This window comes from Pseudomonas sp. Sample_24, assembly GCF_004307605.1.
Taxonomy (GTDB): domain Bacteria; phylum Pseudomonadota; class Gammaproteobacteria; order Pseudomonadales; family Pseudomonadaceae; genus Aquipseudomonas.
In genome coordinates this window covers 1-5,514 of record NZ_RCNW01000214.1, presented here as the reverse complement: position 1 = coordinate 5,514, position 5,514 = coordinate 1, and the positions used below count along the sequence as shown (strand labels likewise).

4 protein-coding genes and 1 pseudogene are annotated in these 5,514 nt (G+C 59.7%); 3 read left to right on the top strand and 2 right to left on the bottom strand.

Going from position 1 to position 5,514, the window contains the following annotated elements:
- The 3 genes from D8V06_RS11235 to D8V06_RS11225 form a co-directional block, all read left to right on the top strand.
- A partial coding sequence (locus D8V06_RS11235) for an aldehyde dehydrogenase family protein (RefSeq protein ID WP_130930977.1) occupies positions 1 to 735 on the top strand: 735 nt, incomplete at its 5' end.
- Positions 736 to 919: 184 nt separating this feature from the next.
- The gene (gene gabT / locus D8V06_RS11230; protein ID WP_007994487.1) at positions 920 to 2,197 is read left to right on the top strand and encodes a 4-aminobutyrate--2-oxoglutarate transaminase; all 1,278 of its coding nucleotides are present in this window, start codon (positions 920 to 922) and stop codon (positions 2,195 to 2,197) included.
- A gap of 136 nt (positions 2,198 to 2,333) precedes the next feature.
- Positions 2,334 to 3,548 carry a response regulator gene (locus D8V06_RS11225; RefSeq protein WP_056852061.1) on the top strand — a complete coding sequence of 405 codons (1,215 nt, stop codon included), beginning with the start codon at positions 2,334 to 2,336 and terminating at the stop codon, positions 3,546 to 3,548.
- A gap of 53 nt (positions 3,549 to 3,601) precedes the next feature.
- Here D8V06_RS11225 and D8V06_RS11220 read toward each other — a convergent pair whose 3' ends face one another.
- A complete protein-coding gene (locus D8V06_RS11220; RefSeq protein ID WP_130930978.1) occupies positions 3,602 to 4,591 on the bottom strand; it encodes a sensor domain-containing diguanylate cyclase in 990 nt (329 codons plus the stop codon).
- Between the two features lie 341 nt (positions 4,592 to 4,932).
- A pseudogene (gene desA / locus D8V06_RS11210) lies at positions 4,933 to 5,514 on the bottom strand (delta-9 fatty acid desaturase DesA); the annotation flags it as partial.

Here is a 5,514-nt window from a genome sequence, read left to right as displayed (position 1 = left end):
ATCGGTCGTCAACTGATGTCGGAATGCGCCAAGGACATCAAGAAAGTGTCCCTGGAACTGGGCGGCAACGCGCCGTTCATCGTGTTCGACGACGCAGACCTGGATAAGGCCGTCGAAGGCGCGATCATTTCCAAATACCGCAACAACGGCCAGACCTGCGTTTGCGCCAACCGCCTGTACATCCAGGATTCGGTCTACGATGCGTTCGCCGAGAAGCTAAAAGTGGCGGTCGCCAAGCTGAAGATCGGTAACGGTCTGGAAGACGGCACCACCACCGGTCCGCTGATCGACGAAAAAGCCGTGGCCAAGGTGCAAGAGCACATTGCTGACGCCGTTGCCAAAGGCGCTACTGTGCTGTCCGGTGGCAAGTCGATGGAAGGTAACTTCTTCGAGCCGACTATTCTGACCAACGTGCCGAACAACGCGGCCGTGGCCAAGGAAGAAACCTTCGGCCCACTGGCGCCGCTGTTCCGCTTCAAAGATGAAGCCGATGTGATCGCGATGTCGAACGACACCGAATTCGGCCTGGCCTCGTACTTCTATGCTCGCGACCTGGGTCGTGTGTTCCGTGTGGCAGAAGCTCTGGAATACGGTATGGTCGGCGTCAACACCGGCTTGATCTCCAACGAAGTCGCGCCGTTCGGCGGCATCAAGGCCTCGGGCCTGGGCCGTGAAGGCTCCAAGTACGGCATCGAAGATTACCTGGAAATCAAATACCTCTGCCTGGGCATCTAAGCCCGGTAAAGGATCGCTTCAAGCGCAAAGGGCACGAGAGCGCTGTCCCTTTGCGCCGCTTCAAACCGGAATTTTCTCGGCGACCGGGAACGCTGTGGCAGTCGATCATCGCATGCTGCCGCCGCTGTTCCCCGTCGCTTTATCCTTGAACCACACCGCCCGATGAGCGGTGAATGAGGAATGTATGAGCAAGACTAACGCTTCTTTGATGGCCCGCCGTACCGCTGCTGTTCCACGTGGTGTTGGCCAGATCCACCCGATCTTCGCCGACTCCGCGAAGAACGCGACCGTAACCGACGTTGAAGGTCGTGAGTTCATCGACTTTGCCGGCGGCATCGCTGTGCTGAACACCGGCCACGTGCACCCGAAAGTCATTGCCGCGGTGACCGAGCAGCTGAACAAGCTGACCCACACTTGCTTCCAGGTTCTGGCCTACGAGCCGTACGTAGAAGTGTGCGAAAAAATCAACGCCAAGGTGCCAGGTGATTTCGACAAGAAAACCCTGCTGGTCACCACCGGTTCCGAAGCCGTGGAAAACTCCATCAAGATCGCCCGTGCCGCCACTGGCCGTGCCGGCGTGATCGCGTTCACCGGCGCTTACCACGGTCGCACCATGATGACCCTGGGCCTGACCGGTAAAGTCGTGCCTTACTCGGCCGGCATGGGCCTGATGCCAGGCGGCATCTTCCGCGCGCTGTACCCGAACGAACTGCACGGTGTAAGCATCGACGACTCGATCGCTTCCATCGAGCGCATCTTCAAGAACGACGCCGAGCCGAAAGACATCGCCGCGATCATCATCGAGCCGGTTCAGGGCGAAGGTGGTTTCTACGTCGCGCCTAAAGAATTCATGAAGCGTCTGCGTGCCCTGTGCGACCAGCACGGCATCCTGCTGATCGCTGACGAAGTGCAGACGGGCGCTGGCCGTACCGGTACTTTCTTCGCCATGGAACAGATGGGCGTTGCTGCCGACCTGACCACCTTCGCCAAATCCATCGCTGGCGGCTTCCCGCTGGCCGGTGTCTGCGGCAAGGCCGAATACATGGACGCCATCGCACCTGGCGGCCTGGGTGGCACCTACGCCGGTAGCCCGATCGCTTGCGCCGCGGCCCTGGCCGTGATGGAAGTGTTCGAAGAAGAGCACCTGCTGGATCGTTGCAAAGCGGTCGGTGAGCGTCTGGTGACTGGCCTGAAGGCCATCCAGGCCAAGTACCCGGTGATCGGCGAAGTCCGTGCCCTGGGCGCGATGATCGCGGTCGAGCTGTTCGAAAACGGCGACAGCCACAAGCCGAACGCTGCAGCTGTAGCGTCCGTCGTGGCCAAGGCGCGCGACAAGGGTCTGATCCTGCTGTCCTGCGGCACCTACGGCAACGTTCTGCGCGTCCTGGTACCGCTGACTTCGCCGGACGAGCAACTGGACAAAGGTCTGGCGATCATCGAAGAGTGCTTCTCCGAGCTGTGATCTCCTAGTGTGACCTGATCGACAAAAAACCCGCTTCGGCGGGTTTTTTTATGCCAACCGAAATGTAACCCGCGCATTAGCGCTGTATCGAAAGGCCAGCATTCGCTAAGGTTCAGACATTGCCAGGGAGAGCTGTATGACCGTCGTCAATTTACCCGCCGTTCCGAGAGTACTGATTGCCGAAGCCGACCCTTGGTCCCGGGATCTGCTCAAGGAAGTGTTGTTGAACGTTCGCTGCGACGCGCGACTGGATCTGTGCGCCGATGGCCATCGGGCGTTGGAGCTGTTGGCGCAAAACCCGTATGACCTGGTGATCGTCGACTGGGAATTGCCGGGCGTCGATGGCCTGAATGTGTTGCGCAATGTCCGTCAACGCAAACGCAATCCTCCGTTGCCCTTCATCCTGATGAGCAGCCGCAACGACAGTGCGAGTGTGCGCGAGGCGTTGCCCTTGGCGCCTACCGCGTACCTGACCAAGCCGCTGAACATGGAAAGCCTGACCCAACGGCTGCAGGATCTGCTGCTCAGCGCCGGCCAGGAGGTGTCGTGCGAAATCCCGGCATTGGCGCCAGGCATGACATTGTCAGTGTTCCTGGAGCGTCGTCGTGAACTGGCCGAAGGTGCGCCGTTGATGACCGATGTGCAGTTGGCGGTCAAACGCAGCCTCAACCCCAATGGTCTCGACCTGACGGTGCTGGAAAGTGAAATTCGCACCGATCCCCAGATTACTGCCGTGCTGATCGCTGCCGCCAACAGCGCGGCCCAGCACCATGGTGCCGCCGTACAAACCTTGTCTCAGGCGCTGCATCGACTGGGTACCGGACAAAGCATGAACCTGATTCTGGGGTTGGCGCTCAAACGCAGTGCCCGGCTCAGCGACCCGTATCTGGCGGACTACGCGGAGCGCTATTGGGACCTGTCGCTGCACACGGCGGAATACGCGCGAACCCTGGCGCGCCTGCTCGACCTGGATCAGGCGCGTTGTTACTGCGCTGGCATGCTGCATCGCTTGGGTGATTTGGCGTTGCTGCGTTGCTTGCAGGAATGGAAGCAGGCCGGTGGCGAGTTGGACGAGCAAGAGGAGGTCGGAGAAGCGCTGGCCGAATTCGGCGCCGCCTATGGTTCGGCATTACGTACGCGCTGGCGGCTGCCTTTGGAGCTGCGAGAGCTGATTGCCGCGGTCTACCAGCTCGGTGGCGGGGTTTATTCGCGCGAAGCCCTGGTGATGAACATGGCGGCGCAACTGGCGCGGTTGACTGAGCATGAAGGCATCGAAGAGCTGGCCAGGAGCCGAACGGCGAGGTTACTCAAGATCGGGTTGCCGGAGTTGATGCGGATGCGCAAAAAATAGACTCACCCCTAAACACTGTGGGAGCGAGCCTACAGGGGGCTGTGCTGAGCCGCTCAGGCAGTGACGATCCGGTTCTTGCCTTCGCGCTTGGCCTGGTACATCGCGGCATCTGCGCGAGCAAACAGGCTGTCGATGTTTTCGTCTTCAGCTGTGAGGCTGGTCAGGCCCTGGCTGACGGTGATGCCAAATGTCTGGCCGTCATGGTTAAAGCTCAAGCGCTGGATCTCCCGTTGCAGACGCTCGGCCACCTGCAGGGCCATCTCCGGTGAGCAGCCGGGGAAAATCGCTGCGAATTCTTCACCACCAATTCGCCCGAACAGATCGCCGCGACGTAGCGCTGCGCGGCCGCTGTCAGCAATCCGTTGCAGCACATTGTCGCCTTCCTGGTGACCGTAAGTGTCGTTGATCACTTTGAAATCATCGATGTCCAGCATCAGGAACGACAGCGGCATGCCTTGCTGCCTTGCCAGTTCGAATTCCTGATGCGCACCGTCGAAGAAATGTCGGCGATTGCTGCTCTGCGTCAGGGCGTCGGTAGTGGCCAGGCGTTGCAATTCGGTTTCCATCTGCTTTTTTTCGGTGATGTCTTCCGCGATACCCACAATGATCAGCGGCAGGCCGGGGTCCGTCTGACGGTTGATAAAACATTTGTCGCTGAGCCAGCGCACCTTTCCGTCCCCATCGATGATCCGGTATTCGCGGTCTTCGACAGCACCTTTTTCCAGCACCTGTGCCAGGCTGCTCTCGGCGTATTCCAGGTCGTCGGGATAGATGCTGTCGCGCCACTGATTGAAGTCGGACAGCAAAAGGTCGGCGGAGCGGCCGAAAATCCGTTCATAAGCGGGGCTGACATACAGCACCTGGCGGGTTTCCCAGTTGAATGCCCAAAGTACGGCGTTGACGCTGACCAGCAGGGTGCTGAACAGCTGTTCGCGCTCACTCAGGCGCGCCACTTCGCCTTGAGCGTGCATCAGCGCCAACAGGGTTTGTGCGGCTTCTGGCCACTGCGCAGGGGATGAGTCTTGTTGGTTTCTATTGACCATTGGCACAAATCTCAAAGGACGTGCGCCGCTTGAGGTTCGAAAGCGGCCATAACGAAGCCCGCCGGGGCGGCGAAGTGTCTTTGAGATGGGGGATTTGCAGCGAAGTTCCCGCTTTTTTTGGCGAGGGAGCTTGCTCCCGCTGGGCGGTCCTGACAACGCGTTTTATTTGTCAGGTTGGCGGCCGCTTCGCAGCCGAGCGGGAGCAAGCTCCCTCGCCACAGTCAGGAAATAGGGCGCAGGGAGCAAGCACCCTTGCCACAGTGAGGCGGTAGGACGCAGGGAGCAAGCACCCTTGCCACAGTGAGGCGGTAGGGCGCAGGGAGCAAGCACCCTTGCCACAGTCAGGCGGTAGGGCGCAGGGAGTAGGTTTTCAATTGGTCAGCGAAATCACGCAGGGATTGAATCCCGCTGGCTTCAGCTTCGTGTACCCAGTCCTTGATGGCAGCCAGCATGTCATGACCATTTGAGCTGGTTTTGACCCAGATCTGCTGCAGGGCCAGGCGTTTCTCGTAAATGACCTTCAACGCCTGGCTGTGCTCGAGCATGTTCTGGATGCGTACGTGGTGCTTGTCATCCAGCAGGCTGGTCTCCCGGGAGAGCAGGCGCTTGGCGCGGTGGAACTGGTGACGGACCGAGTGATCGACTTTCTCCAGCTCTTGCTTGACCAGCGGGCCGATCACCAATTTGCGGTATTGGGCCATGATCTGGAAGCGGTTGTTGAGGATCGCCATCGCGGTGTCCATGTCGAGGCTGCCTTTGCCCTCGACGCGGTGTGCAATCGGCGCGACCCGCTGGACCTTGGCCAGACGCAGGAAGCTGAACACTTGAATCCATGCCCAGCCCATGTCGAATTCCCACTTCTTCACCGACAGTTTGGCCGAGTTAGGGTAGGTGTGATGGTTGTTATGCAGTTCTTCGCCGCC